A 21298-nucleotide genomic window follows, 5' to 3' on the forward strand; every position below is an offset into this window, starting at 1 on the left:
CGCTCGCGGTTGCGCCGAACCGTAAAGCGAGTAACCGGCTTTTGCATGGACAGGCGCAAGGGACAGATCGCCGTCGTCTTCGTCTCGCAACGCAGCGGGGCCGACGCACAAGGCTATGCCGATGCCGCCGCGGCGATGGATGCGCTGGCGGCTGCGCAGCCCGGCTATCGCGGAATCGACAGCGCGCGGGACGAAGCCGGGTTGGGCATCACCGTCAGCTACTGGGCCGACGAAGCCAGCGCGGTGGCATGGCGCGAGCATCCCGACCATGCCCGGATTCGCGATCGGGGCCGCGGCATCTGGTACGATCGCTACGAGCTGTTCGTGACCGAAGTGGTGCGCGGCTATGGCTGGACGCGCGAATGAAGCCGGTCCGCATCGATACCACCTTCGCGCTACTGTTCATGGTGATGCTGGCCATCGCGATGGGCAATACCGCGCTGCAGACCGTGCTGCCTGCGCTCGGGCGGCGACTCGGCGCGCCGGACGCGGTGGTGGCGGCGGTATTTTCGGTATCGGCTTTGCTGTGGGTCGTCGCAGCGCCTTACTGGGCGCGCCGGTCGGACCGGCAGGGGCGCCGCGCGATGGTGCTGGTCGGGATCGGCGGGTTCACCGTCTCGGTCTTCCTGTGCGGGCTGTTCCTGATGGCGGGGATCAATGGCTGGCTGGCGCCCTTCGCCACCTTCGTCGCGTTCATCGGCGGGCGGGTGGTCTATGGGATGTTCGGATCGGCGGCGCCGCCGGCAGTTCAGGCACTGGTCGCCGGGCGCACCACGCGCGAGGAGCGGACCAAGGCGCTGACCCTGCTCGCCTCGGCCTTCGGGCTGGGCACGATCCTGGGCCCGGCCATCGCGCCCTATCTGGTGCTCGGCCATCTCTGGGCTGGCGGGCCGGAGGTCGGGCTTGCCGGCCCCGCTTTCGTGTTCAGCGCGTTTGGGCTGGCGATCTGGATCGCGGTCTATCGCTATCTGCCGCGCGCCGAGGGTCCTGCGCATGGCGCGGCGACCGCCTATCCGTCGATCGGCGGGCAGAGCTCGGGCGCCAGCGTCACCGCGGCGGTTTCCGAGCGGGGGGGCGAACACAGCGAAGCGGTCGGCTATTTCGATCCGCGCATCCGCACCTGGATCATCATCGGGCTGGTGATGGGCCATGCCCAGGCGATGACCGGTCAGGCGATCGGCTTTCTGGTGATCGACCGGCTGAATGTCGATCCGGTCGCGGCGCTCGAGCCGACGGGCCTTGTACTGATGATGGGCGCCGGCTCCGCGCTGCTGGCGCAATGGGGGCTGATTCCCCTGCTCGACCTGAAGCCGCGCGCGCTGGCGCTATGGGGCCTCGGCGTTGCAGCGGCGGGATGCGTGATGACCGGCAGTGCGACGTCGCTTTACGGAATCGCGCTCGGCTATGCGCTGGCTTCGCTCGGCTTCGGCTTTGCGCGGCCGGGCTTCACCGCAGGCTCCTCGCTGGCGGTGGGGCCGGAAGCGCAAGGCTCGGTCGCGGGCAAGGTGACGTCGATCAACGGGGCCGCCTTCGTGCTCGGCCCCTCGATCGGAGTCGGGCTGTACGAATTGTGGCGGCCCCTGCCCTATCTGATCGCCGCCTTCGGCATGGCGGCGCTGGTAATCTATGCTTTCGTCACGCTCGGCAGGGAAAGCCCGCACCGGCCCGCTCCCCCACCCGGCCACCCATAGGTTACTATCGTGCTGAGTGGCCGGGTGAGGCAGCGGGCCGGTGCCGCACGCTAATCGGTGCCCTTCGGACCCCGTCCGCGGAGAATCCCCGGCGGGATGAAGCCGATCGGCTCGAGCGAGACCGCATTGGCCTTCATCCTGTCCGAGATCGAGGCATAATCGGCTTCCATTTCCGGCGTCACCGTCGCCCGCGAATCGCGCAGCGCGGCTTCGAAATGCGCCATGGTCACCGTCTTGTTCTGAAGCGATTCGCGTAGCGCGGCGAGGCCCGCGCGGCGGACCACATCGCCCAGGTCGGCGCCGGTATAGCGTTCGGTCCGCGCGGCGATCTCGCCCAGATCGACATCGGTGGCGAGCGGCATCTTGGCGGTCTGGATCGCCAGGATGCGGCGGCGCCCCTCGGTATCGGGCACGCCGACATAGATCCACTCGTCGAACCGGCCGGGCCGCAGCAGCGCGGGATCGATCAGGTTCGGGCGATTTGTCGCGCCGATCACCACCACCGACTGAAGCTCCTCCAGCCCGTCCATCTCGGCGAGGATGGTGTTGACCACCCGCTCGGTCGCCTGCGGTTCGCCAAGCCCGCCCCCGCGCGCGGGGACCAGCGAGTCGAGCTCGTCGATGAAGATCACGCACGGCGCCACCTGACGCGCACGTGCGAACAGCTTGGCGATCTGCTGTTCGCTCTCGCCATACCATTTGCTCAGCAGATCGCTCGATTTGGTGGCGATGAAGTTCGCCTCCGCTTCGCGCGCGACTGCCTTGGCCAGCAGCGTCTTGCCGGTGCCGGGCGGGCCATAGAGCAGGAAGCCCTTGGCCGGGCGGATGCCCATGCGCCGGAACGCGTCGGGGTCCTTCATCGGCAGTTCGACGCTTTCCTTCAGCCGCATCTGTGCGTCGTCCAGCCCGCCGATATCGTCCCAGCGGGTCGTCGGCGCCTGCACCATCACTTCGCGCATGGCGGAAGGCTGGACGCGCTTCATCGCCTCGAGGAAATCCTCACGGGTGACCGACAGCGTGTCGAGCACTTCGGGCGGGATCGTACCCTCGGAGAGATTCAGCCTGGGCATGATCCGCCGGACGGACTCGATCGCCGCTTCGCGGGTAAGCGCCGCGAGATCGGCGCCGACGAATCCATAGGTGGTGCCCGCCAGCTCGCCCAGATCGACATCCTCGCTCAGAGGCATGCCGCGGGTGTGGATGCCCAATATCTCGCGACGGCCGCGATCGTCCGGCACGCCGACCACGATTTCGCGGTCGAACCGGCCCGGACGGCGCAGCGCTTCGTCGATCGCCTCGGGGCGATTGGTCGCCGCGATCACGACGACATTGGCGCGCGCTTCCAGCCCGTCCATCAGGGTCAGCAACTGGGCGACCAGCCGCTTCTCGGTCTCGCCTGCGACCGAACCGCGCTTCGGCGCGATGGAGTCCACTTCGTCGATGAACACGATCGAAGGCGCGCTCTTGTTGGCAGCCTCGAACACTTCCCGGAGCCGTTTTTCCGATTCGCCATAGGCCGAACCAATGATCTCCGGCCCGTTGATCAGGTGGAAATTGGCGTCCGATTCGTTGGCGACGGCGCGGGCGAGCCGCGTCTTGCCGGTGCCGGGCGGCCCATGGAGCAGCACCCCCTTGGGCGGATCGACGCCCAGCCGCTGGAACAGTTCGGGATAGCGAAGCGGCAGCTCGACCATCTCGCGCAGCTGGTCGATCGTCGGGCCCATGCCGCCGATATCGTCATAGGTCACGTCGGCGCGGCGGCTGGCCTGCGCTTCCTCATATTCGGCGCGCAGTTCGACTTCGGTATTCTCGTCGATATGGACGATGCCCTTGGGGCTGGCCGAAATGACGGTCAGGCGGATTTCCTGCAGCGCATAGGCCGGCGCGCGCAGATATTGCGCGACATTGGGCGGCATGTCCGCCACGCGCTGCTGCCCCGCGGTCGCCACCGTGTCGCCCTGGCAGAGCGGACGGCCGAAAAAGGTGCGCTTCAGCGCGTTGCCCGAACCCTGAAGCCGTAAATTGGCCTGGGCAGGCGCAAAGACGATGCGAGTCGCGGGCTTCGATTCGGCGCGGCGGATCTCGACGAAATCGCCCGATCCGACTCCGGCATTGGCGCGCTGAAGCCCGTCGATGCGCAACAGCTCCAGACCCTCGTCCTCGGCATAGGGCAGCACGGCGCGCGCGGGGGTCGATCGCTTGCCGACGATCTCGATCACATCGCCTTCGGCCAGCCCCAGCGCCGCCATCATCGAGCGCGGCAGATGCGCGAGGCCGCGGCCGCTATCCTCGGGGCGCGAATTGGCGACCTGCAGCTTTCGCGGATTATTCTCTTCGTCGGCCATTCTGATCGCTCTCCCGGCAACTGGAAGCGACATAGATAGGATTCGGTTCCGAAATGACGAGGGGTTTGTGCGGGGTCCGGGATGCGCCGTGGCAAAGCCACGTCGTCGATCAGCACTTTCCGCGCTGTCGGCCGTGCGCGGCTCCGGCCGCGAAATAGCTTCGCTATTTCTGGACGCCGCGCAAAAAAATGGCCGCCCCGGAGGGCGGCCTTTGGAAAGTTTTAGGAGAGGATGCCTGAAAGGCCTGCTCTATATGCGGTGCAGCAGATTATTGTGCAAGTGCGAAAAGAACGCATCACGATTGCGCTGCTTGCAATCGTCGCTGCGGAGAGCGATAGAGGGGCACCGGCCTGATTTCCTGCTGAAGGCGCAATAATCGTTCGCGATTATCTGTGACGCAGCGCACAAAGGACAGACGATGCGACGGCTTCCTCCTCTCACCGCCATCGAGGCGTTCGTGCAAGTCGCGCGACTCGGCTCGATCAAGGCGGCTGCCGAGGAACTGGCGCTGTCCTCCCCCGCGCTCAGCCGCCGGGTTCAGGCGCTGGAACGCTTCATCGGCAAGCCTTTGTTCGAGCGGCGGCATCAGGCATTGCGGCTCAACGACGATGGCGAGCGGCTGCTCGGCCTGATCGCGCCCGCGCTCGATGCGATGACCGATGCCGTCGAAACGATGACCAGTGGCACCGAATTGCTGCGCCTGCGTCTCGGCGTGCTGCCGCTGTTCGCGACCCAGCGGCTGATGCGGCATCTGCCCGACCTCAAGCGCCGCCATCCCGAGCTGCACCTCGATGTCGATACCGGAGGGCATGGCGTCGCACGGCTCGGCGACGGGCTGGATGCCGCCATCGTGCTGGCGCGCGATATCGATCCGAGTCTTTATGCCAAGAGGCTGGACCGCAACCGCGTCCATGTGATCGGCGCGCGTTCGCTGGTCGATGGGCCGAACCCGATCACGCGGCCGGAGCAGATCGCGCAACTCACCGCGCTGGTCCATCGCGACATGGCCGAGACCTTCACCACCTGGCGCGCGGCCGCCGGTCTGCCCGATCTCGAGCCGCTGGCGATCGACCATTTCGATTCGGGCACGCTGATGCTCGAAGCCGCTGCGCAGGGCCTGGGCGTCGCCTTCATGCTCGAATCGCATTTCGAGGAAGCGCGCGACGAGCGGCTGGTCCAGCTGTTCGATCTGACGGTGGAGAGCAACTATAGCTACTGGTTCGTCTGCCGCCCCCGTGCGCTGACCCAGCGTCCGGTGCGGCTGTTCCACGACTGGCTGATCGGCGCACTGGGCGCGCTGGATTAGGCAGCCGGACAAGTTCAGGAAGACGTTTCAGTGCCTGCCGAATCGCTGTTTCTCGACGATCTCGCCATTGGCCAGCGATGGCAGGGCGGGCCGATCCTCATAACCGAGGCGGACATCATCCGCTTTGCGCGGGAATATGATCCCCAGCCGATGCATATCGATCCGGCGGCGGCCGCGCAGGGCCGTTTCGGCGGGATCATCGCCAGCGGCTGGCATGTCGCCTCGCTGGTCATGCGCGATTTCATCGACAGGGCGCCCTTCGGCGATACGCCGCTGCTCGGGGTAAAGGTCGACGATCTGCAATGGCGCCATCCGGTGCGCCCGGGCGATACGCTCCGCATCCTGCGCGAGATTGTCGATATCGTGCGGTCCGCCAGCCGGCCGGATCGCGGCATGATCACCATGCGGATGACGATCACCAATCAGGACGATGTCGTCGTGATGTGCTTTCTGAACCTGATCCAGATTCCGGCCCGTGCGGGGTCCGGGGAAAGCTGAGCCGGACGGGCGAACCGAGCCCCTTCCCGGCCGGGAAGGGGCTCGCAAGGCGGATTATTCGGCGCGCGCCTTCAGGATCTTGCCCGGCTCGCGCGGCGGCTCACCCTTGGGCAGCGCGTGGACATGCTCCATGCCTTCGGTCACTTCGCCCCACACGGTGTACTGGCGGTCGAGGAAGGTCGCGTCGTCGAGGCAGATGAAGAACTGCGAGTTGGCGCTGTTCGGATCGTTGGTGCGCGCCATCGAGCAGACACCCTCGACATGCGGATGGCTGTTGAATTCCTGCGGCAGGTTCGGCTCCTGCGAACCGCCCATGCCGGTGCCCGAGGGATCGCCGCCCTGTGCCATGAAGCCTGCGATCACGCGGTGGAACACCACGCCGTCGTAAAAGCCCGAATTGGCGAGGGTCGCGATACGCTCGACATGCTTGGGGGCCAGATCGGGCAGCAGCTTGATGGTGACGTCGCCGCCATCGAGGGTCAGCGTAAGGGTGTTGAACTCGGACATGAGATACTCCTGGAAATCCGGTCTTGGAACTTGGCCTGAGAATTTGGCGTCGCAGGTAGGCGTGAAGTCCCTGACTTGCAAATCCTCCTCCTCTGGCTAAGGCGCGAGCAGGGCCGCGGACACGGGAGGTCGGACGATGAGCGAGACCGAACTGGAACCCCAGGCCGCAGCCGCCGAGAGCGAGCTGGACGAGGACGACCGGCTGAAGCCCGAATTCGTCCGCGCCGTGCTCGACGCGGTCGATGCCGGCGACGACGAAGCTGCCCGCGCGCTGGTCGAGCCGCTCCATCCCGCCGACATCGCCGATCTGTTCGAGCTGGCTTCGCACGAGGAGCGGCGCGACCTCGCCCGTGCGGTCGCCGATCTGCTCGATGGCGACGTGTTTGCCGAGATGAACGATTATGTCCGCGAGGACCTGATCGACGCGCTCGAGCCGCACGAAGTCGCGGATATCGCCGCCGAACTCGATACCGACGATGCCGTCGCGATCATCGAGGACATGGAGGAAGAGGATCAGCGCGCCGTGCTGCGTGCGCTCGATCCCGACGATCGCGCCGCGATCGAAGAGGCGCTGAGCTATCCGGAAGAGTCCGCCGGCCGCCTGATGCAGCGCGAGCTGATCGCGGTGCCCGAGCATTGGACCGTCGGCGACGTGCTCGATTACATGCGCAAGAATGACGATCTGACCACCGATTTCTGGGAAATCTTCGTGGTCGATCCGGCGCACAAGCCGATCGGCACCTGTGCCCTGTCCTGGATCCTGCGCACCCCGCGCGCGGTCTCGATCAGTGACGTCATGAAACGCGAGCAGACCCTGATCCCGGTCGAGATGGATCAGGAAGAAGTGGCGTTGCGCTTCCAGAAATACGCGCTGATCTCGGCGGCGGTGGTCGATGCAAACGGCCGGCTGGTCGGCATGATCACCGTCGACGACGTGGTCCACATCATTTCCGAAGAAGCGGGCGAGGACGCGCTGCTGCTCTCGGGCGCGGGCGATGGCGACATCAACGAGCCGGTGATCGAATCGTACAAGGCGCGCGTGCGCTGGCTGATCGCCAATCTCGGCACCGCGCTGGTCGCGGCCACGATCATCGGCCTGTTCGAAGGCACGATCGAGAAGATGGTGATCCTCGCCGCGCTGATGCCGATCGTCGCGGGCGTGGGCGGCAATGCGGGTACGCAGACCATGGCGGTCACGGTGCGCGCGCTTGCCACCAACCAGCTGACCGATTCGAACAGCCTGCGCACGATCCGGCGCGAGCTGATGGTGGCGCTGCTCAACGGTGCGACCATCGCGATCGTGCTGGGCAGTGCGGTGGCGCTTGTGTTCCAGAACCCGGCTCTGGGTGGCGTGATCGCCAGCGCGATGCTGGTGAACATCGTGATCGCAGGGCTGGCGGGGGTGATCGTCCCGCTCACGCTCGACCGGTTCAACGCCGATCCGGCGGTCGCCTCGTCGATCTTCGTGACGATGACGACCGATTCGATGGGCTTCCTCGTCTTCCTCGGCCTCGCCACCGCGGCGGGGCTGACGGGTTGATCGCGGACCGCCCGCTACCCAGATCGTATCGATGCCGCTCAACATCACCCGGGTCGCCTATGCGTGCGACAGTATCGACATGCTGGCCGACCGCTTCGCGGGTCGTGCGGCGATCTCCGACCGGTTCGAACTGGCCACGCGCTATCTGCCCAAGCGCCATGCCGAGATGGCGGGCGGATCGATCTACTGGATCGTGAAGCACAAGCTGGTCGGCCGCTCGCCGATCCTCGGCTTCGGTGAAGCTGAGGGCGGCCGCGCGGCGATCATCCTCCAGCCCAAGCTGATCCTGGTCCAGGCCCGCCCGAAGCGCGCCCATCAGGGCTGGCGCTATCTCGAAGGCGGCGATGTGCCGCCCGATCTGGGCGATGCGGCGGGTGGAATCGACGAACTGCCGCCGCATCTGGTCGGCGAACTGGCCTCGATGGGGTTGATCTGAGCCTTTCTGTGCTCCGGCGAAGGCCGGAGCGGTGGCGATGGGGGCATTCCCTTTCCAGCGCTCCGGCCTGCGCCGGAGCACGAGATGCCTATTTCGCCAGGCTTGGAAACGCCGCCCGGAACGCCGCGACCTTCGGCTTGTCCCAGCGCACGATGTACGGATGGTTCGGGTTCCGCCGCGCGAAATCCTGATGATAGGCTTCGGCCGGGAAGAACGCGCCCGTCTCGATCCGCGTCGCAATCGGCTTGGGATAGACCTTCGCCGCGTTCAGCTGGGCGATATACGCCCCCGCGACGCGCTGCTGCGCCGGGCTTTGCGGGAAGATCGCCGAGCGATAGCTCGGGCCTTCGTCGGGCGTCTGGCGATTGAGCTGGGTCGGGTCGTGTGCGACCGAGAAATAGATCTGCAGCAGCGTGCCGTAGCTCACTTTCGCGGGATCATAGACGATCCGGATCGCCTCGGCGTGTTTGGTGCGCTCGGTCGAGACCTGGTCATAGGTCGCGGTCTCGCGCGTGCCGCCCGCATAGCCGGTGGTGACCGACTCCACGCCCTTCACACCTTCGAACACCGCTTCCATCCCCCAGAAGCAGCCGCCCGCGAATACCGCCGCCTGCTTGCCGCTGGCTGTCACGTCCATGCGCGGGGCGGGGATCGAAACGGCGCGTTCGGCCGAAACTGCGGGCGTGCCGCCAAGAGCAAGCACGGCGAGGCCTGCCGCGGCGACTAGGGGAAGGGCAAATCGAAACATGGGTGCAATCCTGATCACGGGCTTACCGACATATACGTCGGTAGCCCGCGTCAGGATGCAAGAACCCCTAGCGAAGCGCTGCGCAGGCTTCCTGAATACGGGTGCAAGCCTCGGTCAGGATCGCTTCCGAGGTCGCGTAGCTGATCCGCATCGCCGGCGAGAGGCCGAACGCAGCGCCATGCACTGCCGCCACCCGCGCTTCGTCGAGGAAATAGCCGATCATGTCCTCGTCGGTCTTGATCACCAGACCCTTGGGCGTGGTCTTGCCGATCAGGCCCGAAAACTCCGGATAGACATAGAAGGCGCCTTCGGGGACCGGGCAGGTCATGCCGTCGATCGCGTTGAGCATCGACACGACGAGGTCCCGGCGCCCCTGGAAGGCGGCATTGCGGCCCTCGAGGAAGCTCTGGTCGCCGTTCAGCGCTGCGGTGGCCGCTGCCTGTGCGATAGAGCAGGGATTGCTGGTCGACTGCGACTGGAGCTTCGACATCGCCTTGATCAGCCACGGCGCGCCGCCCGCAAAGCCGATGCGCCAGCCGGTCATCGAATAGGCCTTGGAACAGCCGTTCACGGTCAGCGTGCGCTCGTAGAGCGAGGGGCAGACCTGCGCGATGGTCGCGAACTCGAACCCGTCATAGACGATATGCTCATACATATCGTCGGCCATCACCCACACATGCGGATGCCGCTCGATCACTTCGCCCAGCGCCTTCAGCTCTGCGGCCGAGTAGGCGGCGCCGGTCGGGTTGGACGGCGAGTTGAGGATCAGCCACTTGGTGCGCGGGGTGATCGCGGCTTCCAGCTGGGCCGGGGTGATCTTGTAGTTCTGATCGGCGCCCGCGGCGATGAACACCGGGGTGCCGCCCGCGAACTGGACGATATCGGGATAGCTGACCCAATAGGGCGCCGGCACGATCACTTCGTCGCCCGCCTGCACCGTCGCGACCAGCGCGTTGAACAAGGTGTGCTTGCCGCCCACGTTCACGCTGATCTGGTTGATCGCATAGTCGAGGCCGTTGTCGCGCTTGAACTTGGCGGCAATCGCTTCCTTCAGCTCGTTGGTGCCGTCGACATTGGTGTAGCGCGTTTTGCCCCCGCGGATCGCGGCGATGGCGGCTTCCTGCACATATTCGGGCGTATCGAAGTCCGGCTCGCCAGCGCCCAGGCCGATCACGTCCACGCCCTGTGCTTTCAGCTCGTTGACGCGGGTGGTCATGGCGAGCGTGGCGGAAGGCTGGATACGGTCGAGCGCGGCGGAGGTCTTCATGGGGATGGGCGCCTTTCTGGGAGAAGCGCCGCGCCTATAGGCCCCGATTCGAGCCTTCCGCAACCGTAACAGCAGATACCAGTCCGCGCAGGGCATTGCCGATGAAGAAGCCATGCTCGAGGTCGGCCGGAGTCAGATCGCCTTCGATGGCCTTTCCGCTCTCGATCAGCTCGGCGCGCAATACGCCCGGCAGCAGTCCGCGCGACAGCGGCGGCGTCACCAGCACACCGTCCCGCTCGACGAAGATCGAGGTGAAGCTGCCTTCGGTCAGATAGCCCTGCGCGTCGGTGTAGATCGTCTCGAACATGCCCGGCACGCGGGGATAGAAAGCGCGGCGGCTGGTCTTGTGGCGCAGGCGGAAGTCGTCCGGCGCAACTTCCTGAGCGAGGATCGCGACCTGCACCGGTCCTTCGGGCACGGTCGGCATCGGCGCGATCCCGATCGCGATCGCGCCCGATGGCGCCAGCAACAGCCGCACCCGCGACGCATCGCGCAACCGGAAGGTCGCGGCCTGCAGCTCGTTGCGCACGCCATGCCGGTCGAACTCGAAGCCGAACAGCTGCGCGCTGACCTTCATCCGCGCGAGATGCCGTTCGAGCAGCTTGATGCCGATCTCGGGATCGAAGGCCATCGTTTCGATCAGGTCGAACGGTGCTTCACCTTTGGTGACGAACGCGCCCTTGGCGAGGCACTCGTCCCATTCCTCCTGCACCTTCGAATCGGCGACGAGGCCGGATCCCAGGCCCAGCACTGCGGCATCGCTGGTCGCGTCCACGCTCAAGGTGCGGATCGCGACGTTGAACATCGCATCGCGGCTCTTGCCGTCCTTGGCTGGATCGATCCGGCCGATCGAGCCGGTATAGGCGTTGCGCGCCGCGCCCTCGACCTCGCCGATGATCTGCATCGCCCGCACCTTGGGTGCGCCGGTGATCGATCCGCACGGAAACAGCGCCTGAAGGGCATCTATCGCGTCCAGTCCCTCGTCCAGCTCGGCGGTGATGGTCGAAACCATCTGATGCACCGTCGGATATTGCTCCACATGAAACAATTGGGGGACCTGTACGCTCCCGGCGCGGGCCACGCGACTAAGGTCGTTCCGCATCAGGTCGACGATCATCAGATTCTCGGCGCGCTGCTTGGGGTCGCTCTGCAGTTCCTCGGCCAGCCGCCGGTCCTCGGCTTCGCTGTCGCCGCGAATCGCCGTGCCCTTCATCGGCTTGGCGGTCAGCCGCCCGCTTTCCACTGCGAAGAACAGCTCGGGCGAGAAGGACAGCAGCCATTGCTCGCCGGTCGCGACCAATGCGCCATAGCCTGCCGCCGCCCGCGCGCGGATCAGCGCATAGAGCGATGCCGGCGCGCCCGCCCAGCGCACCCAGGCGCGGAATGTGAGGTTCGCCTGATAGATGTCGCCTGCTTCGATCAGGTCGATCACCCGAGTGAATTGCTCGCCATATTGCTGCCGGGTGATCCAGGGCTGCGGCTTGCCCGCCCATGCCCCTGCCGGATCGGGCAGCAAAGCGGCCGCGTCTACCTTCTCATAGCCGTCGAACAGCCCGAACCACAGCCGGGGCCGCTCGCCGCCCGCGGGCTGCGGCCATGCGCTCGGCTCGAAACCGGCACTGGCCTCATAGGTCAGATAGCCTGCCGCATGCTTCCCGCTTGCCCGGATCCGTTCGAGCGCGGCGCAGACTTCCTCCTCACCATTCGCTTCGACGATCTCGACCGGGTTGGCATAGAGCCGCGCGCCTGCGCCGTTCGGCCGTGCATCGTCGAGCAGTACGAAGGGTGGGGCAGGCAACATGCCCAGCCCGAATGCAGCGCGCGGCGGTCCGCCGCAACCCCGTTGTCCGGACCTTCGCATCTGCCTATCTGCGAAGCATGTCGAATCCACCGATGCGCGCCGCGGTCGTGCCCGTCACGCCGCTCCAGCAAAATTGCACCCTGCTCTGGTGCACCGAAACGATGAAGGGCGCCTTCGTCGATCCCGGCGGCGATCTGGAGAAGCTGCGCGCGGCGGTGAAGCATCATGACGTCACCATCGAGAAAATCCTCGTGACTCATGGACATATCGATCATTGCGGCGCCGCGGGCGAGTTCGCGAAAGAGCTGGGCGTGCCGATCGAGGGGCCGCATGAGGCCGATCGCTTCTGGATCGCGCGGCTTGAGGATGACGGCCGCAAATATGGCGTGCGCGGCATGCCGTTCGAGCCGGACCGCTGGCTGGTCAATGGCGATCAGGTGACCGTCGGCAATCTGGTGCTCGACGTCTATCACTGCCCCGGACACACGCCGGGCCATGTCGTGTTCCACCACGCCCCGTCGAAATTCGCGACGGTCGGCGACGTGCTGTTCCAGGGATCGATCGGCCGCACCGATTTCCCGATGGGCAATCATCAGGACCTGCTCGACGCGATCGTCACGCGGCTATGGCCGCTGGGCGGCGAGACCGTGTTCGTTCCCGGACACGGTCCCCTGAGCAATTTTGCGCATGAGCGGCGGACGAATCCCTATGTCGCCGATTCGGTGCTGGCGAAAACCTAACCCGCCAGCGCGCACAGTCCGAACCAGAGCGCGAGTCCGCCAAGACCGATCATCGTCAGCATCGAGGTGGCCACGCCGATCAGCCGCCCCGGCATCCATCCGTCCATCCCGAACGGATGGCATATGCGCCCGAGGATGAAGACCGCGGCGACCGCGCCCAGCCAGGTGGAACTCCCCAGCGCCAGCTCGACCAGTCCGAACAGGATCAGGATCAGCGGCACATATTCGGCGAAGTTCAGCTGCGCCCGCATCCGCGCGATCATCTTCGGGTTGCCGCCGTCGCCGACCGAAATCTTTTCGGCCACGCGCATCCGCCCGATTCGGATGCTCAGCCAGAAATTGATCAGCGCCGCGGCACCCGCCGTGCCCAGAGTCACCGGCAACAATATCATATCAGGTCCCCCTCCCCGTTCGGCTTCACCTGCCATGGCCAGCCCAGCCTTGCAACGCAGCGAAGAATCGCTATAGGCGCACGCTCGCTTCGTGACCTGTCCACTGGTCCGGCGAGCGGCCGGCATGGACCGTCGCTTGCCCGGAACTTCCTGTGGGCGTATCGCGACCCGGATTTGTAGTTTTCGAAGAAGGTTGCCGAAATGGCCGTTCCCAAGAGAAAAACCTCGCCGTCGCGGCGTGGCATGCGCCGGGCGCACGATGCGCTGTCGGTCGAGGCGTATCAGGAGTGCCCGAACTGTGGCGAACTGAAGCGCCCGCACGTCCTGTGCGGCGCCTGTGGCCATTACAACGGCCGCGAGATCGTCTCCGTCGAGGCTTGAGCCTGAAAACGGGGGCCTGACAGCATGACGAAACCCTCGCGAATCGCCGTCGATGCGATGGGCGGCGACGAGGGGATTGCCGTGATGCTGGCAGGCGTGGCGGCTGCGCGCCGCCGCTACGAGGGGATGCAATTCTACCTCGTCGGCGATGAAGCGCAGATCCGCGAAGGTCTGAAGACCCATCCGAACCTTACTGCCGCGTCGGAGATCGTCCACGCGCCTGAAGTCGTGTCCTCGGAAGACAAGCCGAGCGCGGCGATTCGCCGTGCCAAGACCACGTCGATGGGCATCGCCATCGATCTGGTGAAGCAGGGCAAGGCCGGCGCTGCCGTATCCTCCGGCAATACCGGCGCGCTGATGGCGATGGCCAAGCTGTCGCTGCGCACGATGAAGGGTATCGATCGCCCTGCGCTGGCCGCGCTGATGCCCAGCCTCGGCGAAAACGACACCGTCATGCTCGATCTGGGCGCCAATACCGAGGTCGACGGACGCAATCTCGTCCAGTTCGCGGTGATGGGCGCCGCCTATGCGCGCACCGCGCTCGATCTGGAGCGGCCGCGAGTCGCCCTGCTCAACATCGGCACCGAAGAGATGAAGGGCACCGAGAATATCCGCGAGGCTGCCGCCGCATTGCGCAGCGCCGATCTGCGGATGGATTTCCGGGGCTTTATCGAAGGCAACAAGCTGTCGCGCGGCGATGTCGACGTGATCGTGTGCGACGGTTTCTCGGGCAATATCGCGCTCAAGACGGTCGAGGGTACGGCACGTTTCGTGGCGGACTTGCTCAAGCGCGCCTTTTCCAGCTCGACTCGCTCGAAGATCGGCTTCCTGATCTCGAAGCCCGCGACCGAGCTGCTGCGCCACCATCTCGATCCCAACAATCATAATGGCGCGGTTTTCCTTGGCCTGAACGGCATCGTCGTGAAGAGCCATGGCAGCGCCAACGAGACCGGCGTTGCCACCGCGATCGGTTTCGCGGCGAAGATGCTCCAGGACGATCTGATGCGCCGCATCGCCGAGGATCTCGGAAATTTCGAAGCCCAGGCGGCGTAAGGCACAGGCAATGACATTGCGTTCGGTCATCATCGGCACGGGAACGATGCTCCCGGCCCGCCGCGTCTCCAATGCGGAGCTGGCGGAGACGGTCGACACCACCGACGAATGGATCGTCGAACGCACCGGCATCCGCTTCCGCCACATCGCCTCACCCGAGGAAACCACGGGCACGCTGGCGACCGGTGCGGCAAAGGCCGCACTCGCTGCCGCCGGCCTGCCCGCGCAGGACGTCGATCTGATCGTGCTGGCCACTGCCACGCCCGACCAGACCTTCCCCGCCACCGCGACCAAGGTGCAGGCGGCACTCGGCATCGACGATTGCGTCGCGTTCGACGTGGCGGCGGTCTGCTCCGGTTTCCTCTACGCGCTGCAGGTCGCCGACTCGATGATTCGCGCCGGCGCCGCAAAGCGCGCGCTGGTGATCGGCGCCGAGACATTCAGCCGTCTCCTCGACTGGGAAGATCGCGGCACCTGCGTGCTGTTCGGTGACGGCGCGGGCGCGATCGTGCTCGAGGGCCAGGAATCGGACGACTCGAACGGCCGCGGCGTGCTCGCCAGCAAGCTCCACGCCGATGGGCGCCATAACGAACTGCTCTATGTCGATGGCGGCCCTTCGACGACGGGTACGGTCGGCAAGCTGCGCATGAAGGGCCGTGAGGTTTTCCGCCACGCGGTGGTCAATCTCGCCTCGGTGATGGAAGAGTCGCTCGCCGCCGCCGGACTTCAGCCCGGCGATGTCGACTGGGTGGTGCCGCACCAGGCCAATGCCCGCATCCTCGACGCGACGGCGCGAAAGCTGAACCTGCCGGCCGAAAAGGTGATCGTGACGGTCGATCAGCACGCCAATACCTCGGCGGCCTCGGTCCCGCTCGCGCTCGATACCGCGGTGAAGGACGGGCGAATCAAGCAGGGCGACCTGCTGGTGCTCGAAGCCATGGGTGGCGGCTTCACCTGGGGCGCAGCCGTAGTGCGTTTTTGATTCGCAACGGTGCCAGCCCGCTCCCCCACCCGGCCACCCAACGGAAGTTTATTCTATGGGTGGCCGGGTGGGGGAGCGGGCTGGCACCGCACGGTTCAGCACCAGCTGAACCGACACAAGAACGCCAGAGCGTGATCAAGTTACGCCCGATTGTTACAGCATGGTAATGTTCCCATTTGCGGGCTGTGAACAATCTGTTAGATCACACATCACAGGTTAAACGGGGAGAAGGCCGACCATGGCTGACGCGGGCACGCTGACCAGGGCCGATTTGGCCGAATCGCTGCATCGCGAAGTCGGTCTCTCGCGTGCCGATGCCGCGCGACTCGTCGAGCAGATTCTGGGTCATATGTGCGAGGCGCTCTCCAAGGGTGAGAACGTCAAGATCTCCGGTTTCGGCAGCTTCATCCTGCGCGACAAGGGCGAGCGCGTGGGCCGTAATCCAAAGACCGGAGTCGAGGTTCCGATCGCCCCGCGTCGCGTGCTTACCTTCCGGGCCAGCCAGATGATGCGCGATCGCATCGTCTCGGCCGGCTGACAGGTGCGGCGATGCCAGCGCCCAAGGCCGCTGGCGCGCTGCGCACCATAGGGGAGCTTGCCGAAGAAATCGGCAGGCCGCAGCACATCCTTCGCTATTGGGAAACGCGCTTTCCGCAGCTGCGCCCGCTCACGCGCGCAGGCAATCGCCGCTACTATCGCCCCGAAGACGTCGCGCTGGTGAAGCGGATCCACGATCTGCTGACCAATGAAGGCTATACGATTCGCGGCGTGCAGAAACTGCTGGCCTCCGAAAAGGGCGGGCGGACTCCGACGCCAAAGGCCTTTTCGGTCGGTAGCCTTGAATCGATTCGCGAAACGCTGGTGAAGGCGCTCGAGGACGACGAGGGATAATCCACGCCAATTGGTGATTCCGCCGCTTCTCAATATGCGCCTTCCCCAGCGAAGGCTGGGGTCCAGTTTCGATGGCGGTCGTGGAGAGGACTCGGCTTCGTTACGTCAACCTGTGTAACTGGGCCCCAACCTTCGCTGGGGAAGGGTATCAGTAGCAAGACGTCCGTTCAGTCCTTGCCCGGCCCCAGCGCTGGATCCAGATCGCGCGGACGGGTAAAGCGAATCAGCTCGCCGGCACCCGGTTTCACGTCCGACCAGCGTTCCACCGCGAATCGCATCTCGGCCAGACTCGCGGTCGGGAATTTCACTTCGACATCGTCGCGCAGATGGTCGCCATCGGGGATCAGGGTCAGCACCAGCTCCTCCAGCCCGGGATTATGCCCGGCGATCAGCACGCTGGCGGCGCCTTCGGGCAATTCATGGACCAGATCGAGCAGCGTCGCGGCCGAAGCGAGATAGATGCGCTGGTCCCACGCCGGGGCCAGCTCGCTGCCATAGCCCAACTCGACTTCGCCCAATGTCTCGACCACGCGGACGGCGGGAGACGCGGCAACATGATCGAAACTGAGGCCGATCGCCTTCATATACCGGCCCACCGCCTGCGCGGCGCGATGCCCTTTGGTGTTCAGCGGCCGATCGAAATCGCGCGCGACCGGATCGTCCCATCCCGATTTGGCGTGGCGCAGCAAGGTGAGCGTCTTCATCACTTCCCCGGATCGGCGGTCACATCGGTCGATTCTGGAGCCTCTTGCCGCAAGCGTGTTGCCAAGGAAAGTCGAACTCGCTCGACAGCCTCGTCGAGCGTCACCCGCGCGATCGGCGTCGCATCGGGAAAGGCGCTCAACAGGCGCGAGGGCATCGCGGCGGAGAGCAGGACGAAGGTACCGCGATCGTCGGCGCGGCGAATCAGCCGCCCGAATGCCTGGGCCAGCCGTGCGCGGACGATCCGGTCGTCATAGGCGGTGCCGCCGCCTGCCAGTCGCCGCGCCGCATGGAGCACGGTCGGCTTGGGCCAGGGCACACCTTCCATCACCGCCAGCCGCAGCGAATGGCCGGGCACGTCCACCCCGTCTCGAAGCGCGTCGGTGCCGATCAGCGAGGTGCGTGGATCGTCACGGAAGATATCGACCAGCGTGCCGGTATCGATCGGATCGACATGCTGGGCGAGCAGCGGCAGCCCCTCGCGCGCCAGCCGGTCGGCGATTCGCGCATGCACCGCGCGCAGCCGCCGGATCGCAGTGAACAGCCCCAAAGTCCCGCCTTCAGCCGCGACGATCAGCCGCGCGTACGCGTTCGCAAGCGCGGGCAAGTCGCCGCGCTTCACGTCGGTCACGATCAGCACCTGCGATTGCGCGGCATAGTCGAACGGGCTGGGCGCTTCGAACCGGCCGGGCGGGCGCATCAGATGGCTGGCGCCCGATCGCGCCTCGGCGACGTTCCAGTCGCCGCCCGCGGTCAGCGTTGCCGACGTGATGACCGCGCCATGCGCCGGTTTCAGCACCGTCTCGGCAAAGGGCTTGGCCGGATCGAGCCAGTGCCGGTGCAGCCCGACATCATATTCGCGCCCCTCGACCCGGTCGACCGCCAGCCAGTCGACGAACTCCGGATCGGCCGGCCCGCCGATTCGCGCGATCAGCGCCGCCCAGGCGCCCACCGTCTCGGCACGCCAGCCGAGCGACGCGATGGCGCCTTCGATCCGCGCGCGCGCCGGGCCGTCCATCCAGTCCGGGCCTTCGGTCAGCACCGCTTCCAGCCGCCGTCCAAGCGTCACCAGCGGCCGCACCAGCGCGTCGAGCGCAACGCCCGCGGGTCCGGCAGCCTCGACCAGCGCGCCATCGGGTTCGGCCAGTTCGGTCTCCAAGCCATATCCCGCGTCCGCACTGCCTTCGTCGCGGGCGTAGACCAGCCCTCGCACCGCCGCGAGTAGCGACTCGACCGGGCCGAAGGGCTGGCCCTCGGCCAGCCGCTGGAGCCATTGGTCGCTCGGCAGTGCCTGCGCCGCGACCACAGCGGCGGCAATCGCTTCCCCGCCTTCCGAATCATAGCTGGCGACGTCACTCAGTCGTGCCGCCAGCCCGCGCCGCCGCCCGCGCGACCCCGATTCGGGCCCGGTGATCCAACGGCGCAGCTCGATTGCCTCCTGACCCGTAAGGGCGGCCGAGAACATCGCATCGGCGGCATCGAACAGGTGATGGCCTTCGTCGAACACATAGCGGGACGGCCGCGCCGCGGTTTCGCGGCCTCGCGCGGCGTTGACCATCACCAGTGCATGATTGGCGATCACGATATCGGCATCGACGCTGGCCCGTGCCGCGCGCTCGATGAAGCATTTCCGGTAATGCGGGCACCCGGCATAGACGCATTCGCCGCGCCGGTCGGTCAGCGCGGTAGAGCCATTGCGGCGGAACAGCACCGGCAGCCAGCCGGGCAGGTCGCCGCCGATCATGTCGCCATCGGCGCTATAGGCGGCCCATCGCGCGACCAGCTGCGCCAGGATCGCCGCGCGCCCGGCAAACCCGCCCTGCAACGCGTCCTCTAGGTTGAGCAGGCACAGGTAATTCTCGCGGCCCTTGCGCGTCACCACCCGGGCCTTGCGGGTCGCGGGATCGGGGAACAGCCGCTCGGTCTCATGGGCCAACTGGCGTTGCAGCGCCTTGGTGAAGGTCGAGACCCACACCGCGCCATCGGCCTCCGCTGCCCATAACGAGGCCGGCGCCAGATAGCCGAGCGTCTTGCCGATCCCCGTCCCCGCCTCGGCCAGCACCAGATTGGGCGAATCGCGCATCTCGCGCGGGGCAAAGGCGCGCGCGGCGGCATTGGCATAATCGCGCTGGCCCTGGCGCTGCTCGGCCCCCTGCCCGGTCAGTTGCGCCAACCTCGCCGCTACATCCTCATCGTGCAGCGTTACGCTGCGCGGGGCAGGGCGGGGCGGTTGCTCGCTCCATTCGGGCAGGCGCGAGAACAGCCAGCGCTCGGCACGCTCGGGCGTCGTGAGCCGCTGGCTCACCGCCATCGCCCACGGCCAGCGCAACCGCCCGAGCGACTGTGCCGCATGCCATGCGCCTTCACGCTCGGGCCAGTCGCCGTCGGTCAGCCTCAGCAGCGCCTCGGCCGCATCGCGCAGGAACGGCGCGACCTCGGCGTCACTCGCCGGCGGTTCGATCCCCGCCACCCGCGCAAGACCCTTGGGCGTCGGCACCATGAACTGCGCGGGGCGCAGGAAAGCGAACAGCTCGAGCAGGTCCAACCCGTTGATCTCGGGATGTCCCAGCCTTTGCCCGACCAGCGGCGCGTTGAGCAGGATCACCGGCGTGTCCGCCGCGACGCGGATCGCCTCGCCGCGGCCCACCGCCCGCGTCTCCCCGTCCGGCATGGCGATCCAGACGCCGCCATGGCTCGCGTGCAGCGCAGGATAGGGGAGGGCGGTCATCGAACGCCATCGTGTACACTTTTCGTTCCGGCTGACCAGCCGCTACGGCGCGACCAGCCACCCGGCCAGCGCACCTCCGGCAACGATGGCAGGCGTCACCCATGCGCCCTTAACCCGCCACACCACCACCAGCGCCACGCCGAACAGGATCGCCGCGATCAGCGGGTTGGTGATCCGCACGCCCGTCGCCTGCACCAGTTGCACCAGCGTCGCGGCGATGATCCCCACCACTGCCGCGGCGACGCCCGCCAGCAACCGGTGCAGCGCCGGATTCCCGACGATCGCTTCCAGTCGCTCGAAGAAGATCAGCGAAAAGGCGAAGGCGGGCAGGAACATGCCGGCGGTGATCGCCAGCGCACCTGCCGGTCCGCCCGCGACATAGCCGGTAAAGGTCGCGAAGATCACCAGCGGCGCGGGCAGTACTCCGGCCAGCGCCACGCCATCGAGAAAGGTCGAATCGCCGATCCAGCCCCTGCCGACCGTATCCGCGCGGACATAGGGGATTGCGGTATAAGCGCCGCCAAAGGTCAGCAGCCCGCCTTTCAGCCCGGCGATAAACAAAGCGGCGAGCGTCACCGGCGCGGGAGCCATTTGCGGCATCCCGCTCTCGGTCACGACGCCCGGCACGAGCAGCCATGCGGTGACAGCCGCGAGGGCGAGCACGATCGCGATCAGGGCAGGCCGCGACGCGGCATAGGCCAGCCCGCCTGCCGCCAGCGGAATCCAGAAAGGGACGCCGATCAGCGTCGCGATCAGGCTGGCGGCGGCGATCACGCCCAGCCAGCGATCCTCGATCACATGCTGTCCGATCCGCACGACCGCACGCAGGATGATCGCCAGCACCACGATCTGCACGCCCAGCAGCACACCGGTCAGCCCGGCATCGCCTGCGATCCACGTCACATAGAGCCATCCCGCCGCCAGCATCAGCACCAGCCCGGGCAGCATGAAGCCGATTCCGGCCAGCAATCCGCCGATCCGGCCCCGCGCGATCATGCCCAGATGGACGCACAACTCATGTGCTTCCGGCCCCGGCAGCACCTGCAGCACCGCGAGCAGCCGGTTGAACCGCGCGGAGTCGATCCAGCGTTCCTCCTCGACCAGCGCCTGCCGTAGCATCGCGATCTGCGCGACCGGCCCGCCGAATGCGAGCGCGCCGAAGCGCAGGAATTTGAGGAACAGCGCGATCAGGCTGAGCTGCGGCGGCTTGGTATCGGTCAGGTTCGGATCGGCAGTCATCGTCACATATGCTCCCTTCGCCGCAGGCGCGACGGATGGAGCGGACTTGGA

At 66.5% G+C, this 21298-nt stretch carries 21 protein-coding genes; 12 read left to right on the forward strand and 9 right to left on the reverse strand.

Annotated features, from left to right (window positions below; translation table 11 throughout):
* Nucleotides 1-45 precede the first annotated feature (45 nt).
* Nucleotides 46-366, forward strand: a complete 321-nt coding sequence (locus P1X14_RS02970; RefSeq protein ID WP_277313822.1) for an antibiotic biosynthesis monooxygenase — start codon at nucleotides 46-48, stop codon at nucleotides 364-366.
* Nucleotides 363-1691 carry an MFS transporter gene (locus tag P1X14_RS02975; protein ID WP_277313823.1) on the forward strand — a complete coding sequence of 443 codons (1329 nt, stop codon included), beginning with the start codon at nucleotides 363-365 and terminating at the stop codon, nucleotides 1689-1691. Before P1X14_RS02970 ends, P1X14_RS02975 begins: the two co-directional genes overlap by 4 nt.
* Before the next feature lie 50 nt (nucleotides 1692-1741).
* On the opposite strand, the gene P1X14_RS02980 is transcribed toward P1X14_RS02975, so the two are convergent.
* Nucleotides 1742-4036, reverse strand: a complete 2295-nt coding sequence (locus P1X14_RS02980) for a CDC48 family AAA ATPase (protein ID WP_277313824.1) — start codon at nucleotides 4034-4036, stop codon at nucleotides 1742-1744.
* A 418-nt stretch (nucleotides 4037-4454) separates the two neighbouring features.
* Between P1X14_RS02980 and P1X14_RS02985 the strand changes: the two genes are divergently transcribed.
* Together P1X14_RS02985 and P1X14_RS02990 are read left to right on the forward strand one after the other, a co-directional pair.
* Nucleotides 4455-5342 carry a LysR substrate-binding domain-containing protein gene (locus P1X14_RS02985; RefSeq protein ID WP_277313825.1) on the forward strand — a complete coding sequence of 296 codons (888 nt, stop codon included), beginning with the start codon at nucleotides 4455-4457 and terminating at the stop codon, nucleotides 5340-5342.
* Between the two features lie 30 nt (nucleotides 5343-5372).
* On the forward strand, nucleotides 5373-5840 hold the full coding sequence (locus P1X14_RS02990) for a MaoC family dehydratase (RefSeq protein ID WP_277313826.1): 468 nt from the start codon (nucleotides 5373-5375) through the stop codon (nucleotides 5838-5840).
* A gap of 54 nt (nucleotides 5841-5894) precedes the next feature.
* Here P1X14_RS02990 and P1X14_RS02995 read toward each other — a convergent pair whose 3' ends face one another.
* On the reverse strand, nucleotides 5895-6347 hold the full coding sequence (locus P1X14_RS02995; protein ID WP_277313827.1) for a peptidylprolyl isomerase: 453 nt from the start codon (nucleotides 6345-6347) through the stop codon (nucleotides 5895-5897).
* Nucleotides 6348-6483: 136 nt separating this feature from the next.
* On the opposite strand from P1X14_RS02995, the gene mgtE reads away from it, so the two are divergent.
* The gene (mgtE, locus tag P1X14_RS03000; protein WP_277313828.1) at nucleotides 6484-7887 is read left to right on the forward strand and encodes a magnesium transporter; all 1404 of its coding nucleotides are present in this window, start codon (nucleotides 6484-6486) and stop codon (nucleotides 7885-7887) included.
* Nucleotides 7888-7918: 31 nt separating this feature from the next.
* The gene (locus P1X14_RS03005; RefSeq protein ID WP_277313829.1) at nucleotides 7919-8323 is read left to right on the forward strand and encodes a DUF1489 domain-containing protein; all 405 of its coding nucleotides are present in this window, start codon (nucleotides 7919-7921) and stop codon (nucleotides 8321-8323) included.
* Nucleotides 8324-8411: 88 nt separating this feature from the next.
* On the opposite strand, the gene msrA is transcribed toward P1X14_RS03005, so the two are convergent.
* The 3 genes from msrA to pabB form a co-directional block, all read right to left on the reverse strand.
* Nucleotides 8412-9071: a peptide-methionine (S)-S-oxide reductase MsrA gene (msrA, locus tag P1X14_RS03010; RefSeq protein ID WP_277313830.1), complete on the reverse strand. Its 660-nt coding sequence runs from the start codon at nucleotides 9069-9071 to the stop codon at nucleotides 8412-8414.
* A gap of 67 nt (nucleotides 9072-9138) precedes the next feature.
* Complete coding sequence (locus tag P1X14_RS03015; RefSeq protein WP_277313831.1) at nucleotides 9139-10338, reverse strand: pyridoxal phosphate-dependent aminotransferase; 1200 nt, start codon at nucleotides 10336-10338, stop codon at nucleotides 9139-9141.
* A gap of 34 nt (nucleotides 10339-10372) precedes the next feature.
* Nucleotides 10373-12139: an aminodeoxychorismate synthase component I gene (pabB, locus tag P1X14_RS03020; protein WP_277313832.1), complete on the reverse strand. Its 1767-nt coding sequence runs from the start codon at nucleotides 12137-12139 to the stop codon at nucleotides 10373-10375.
* 77 nt (nucleotides 12140-12216) lie between these two features.
* Between pabB and P1X14_RS03025 the strand changes: the two genes are divergently transcribed.
* A complete protein-coding gene (locus P1X14_RS03025; RefSeq protein WP_277313833.1) occupies nucleotides 12217-12879 on the forward strand; it encodes an MBL fold metallo-hydrolase in 663 nt (220 codons plus the stop codon).
* On the opposite strand, the gene P1X14_RS03030 is transcribed toward P1X14_RS03025, so the two are convergent.
* Nucleotides 12876-13271, reverse strand: a complete 396-nt coding sequence (locus P1X14_RS03030) for an MAPEG family protein (RefSeq protein ID WP_277313834.1) — start codon at nucleotides 13269-13271, stop codon at nucleotides 12876-12878. The genes P1X14_RS03025 and P1X14_RS03030 overlap by 4 nt on opposite strands.
* Before the next feature lie 201 nt (nucleotides 13272-13472).
* Between P1X14_RS03030 and rpmF the strand changes: the two genes are divergently transcribed.
* The 5 genes from rpmF to P1X14_RS03055 all read left to right on the forward strand — a co-directional run bounded on the left by rpmF (nucleotide 13473) and on the right by P1X14_RS03055 (nucleotide 16578).
* Entirely contained in the window at nucleotides 13473-13652 is a 180-nt protein-coding gene (gene rpmF / locus P1X14_RS03035) for a 50S ribosomal protein L32 (RefSeq protein WP_277313835.1), read from the forward strand.
* A gap of 24 nt (nucleotides 13653-13676) precedes the next feature.
* Entirely contained in the window at nucleotides 13677-14705 is a 1029-nt protein-coding gene (gene plsX / locus P1X14_RS03040; RefSeq protein WP_277313836.1) for a phosphate acyltransferase PlsX, read from the forward strand.
* 10 nt (nucleotides 14706-14715) lie between these two features.
* Nucleotides 14716-15687, forward strand: a complete 972-nt coding sequence (locus P1X14_RS03045) for a beta-ketoacyl-ACP synthase III (protein WP_277313837.1) — start codon at nucleotides 14716-14718, stop codon at nucleotides 15685-15687.
* Between the two features lie 238 nt (nucleotides 15688-15925).
* Nucleotides 15926-16225, forward strand: a complete 300-nt coding sequence (locus P1X14_RS03050; RefSeq protein ID WP_169556675.1) for an integration host factor subunit alpha — start codon at nucleotides 15926-15928, stop codon at nucleotides 16223-16225.
* 11 nt (nucleotides 16226-16236) lie between these two features.
* The gene (locus P1X14_RS03055) at nucleotides 16237-16578 is read left to right on the forward strand and encodes a MerR family transcriptional regulator (RefSeq protein ID WP_277313838.1); all 342 of its coding nucleotides are present in this window, start codon (nucleotides 16237-16239) and stop codon (nucleotides 16576-16578) included.
* Between the two features lie 167 nt (nucleotides 16579-16745).
* Here the strand turns inward: P1X14_RS03055 and P1X14_RS03060 are convergent, their stop codons facing one another.
* From P1X14_RS03060 to chrA, 3 genes are read right to left on the reverse strand one after another with little or no spacing between them, the layout of a single operon-like run.
* Complete coding sequence (locus P1X14_RS03060; RefSeq protein WP_277313839.1) at nucleotides 16746-17282, reverse strand: histidine phosphatase family protein; 537 nt, start codon at nucleotides 17280-17282, stop codon at nucleotides 16746-16748.
* Nucleotides 17282-20008 carry an ATP-dependent DNA helicase gene (locus tag P1X14_RS03065; protein WP_277313840.1) on the reverse strand — a complete coding sequence of 909 codons (2727 nt, stop codon included), beginning with the start codon at nucleotides 20006-20008 and terminating at the stop codon, nucleotides 17282-17284. Before P1X14_RS03065 ends, P1X14_RS03060 begins: the two co-directional genes overlap by 1 nt.
* 42 nt (nucleotides 20009-20050) lie before the next feature.
* A complete protein-coding gene (chrA, locus tag P1X14_RS03070) occupies nucleotides 20051-21247 on the reverse strand; it encodes a chromate efflux transporter (protein WP_277313921.1) in 1197 nt (398 codons plus the stop codon).
* Between the last annotated feature and the right edge of the window lie 51 nt (nucleotides 21248-21298).

This window comes from Sphingomonas sp. AOB5, from assembly GCF_029433115.1.
Taxonomy (GTDB): Bacteria; Pseudomonadota; Alphaproteobacteria; order Sphingomonadales; family Sphingomonadaceae; genus Sphingomonas.